Source organism: Vibrio sp. 378, assembly GCF_033339435.1.
Genome location: NZ_JAWOUO010000901.1, coordinates 1 through 577, shown reverse-complemented (window position 1 = coordinate 577; position 577 = coordinate 1). Strand labels below are relative to the sequence as shown.

Here is a 577-nt window from a genome sequence, read left to right as displayed (position 1 = left end):
GAACACGCCGAGCGACCAAATGACGGTGCCAAACAAGAAGTCGTTAGAGTTGAAGGCCACATCGTATTGCATCAACCAGTAGGCTTCACCAAAGTGCAGAGCCATACCGAGGAGAATCAGGCGAATGGTGTTGTTGCGTGACCAAAGCCACTGTTTTTCTCGAATCAAGTAGCCAAATACCACAAGCAAGGTACTGAAAAATGGCCCATTACGAGTGAAAAACGGAGCAGGTAAATCGGTGAGAGGTGCATAGCTGCCTGCCAAAACACCATAGACGTAAAGCAGCACTGCTGTTGGAAGCAGTAACTGCGTCATGCCAATTCGAACTAAGCAGGCGATGATAGCGACCGCAATCACCAATGCTGGAATAAACCACAGGTGGACAAGCCCGCCTTCTAGTAATGAATTCAGTGGTGCAGACGCTAAGTATCCCCAGTAGCCTTGTCGTTCGGCAAGGTATCCCGCTTCTGCTACGACTTGCCATTGGAACGGCATGAGTAAGCTGATCACGCTCCAAACCAACCAAATTTTCATTAGAGGTTTCGCATAGTTGACTAAAGTTTCGAGTGGATTGCTG

1 protein-coding gene is annotated in these 577 nt (G+C 48.5%); it reads right to left on the bottom strand.

Going from position 1 to position 577, the window contains the following annotated elements; genetic code table 11:
• A partial coding sequence (locus R7Q48_RS29495; RefSeq protein ID WP_411979310.1) for an acyltransferase family protein occupies positions 1–577 on the bottom strand: 577 nt, incomplete at both ends.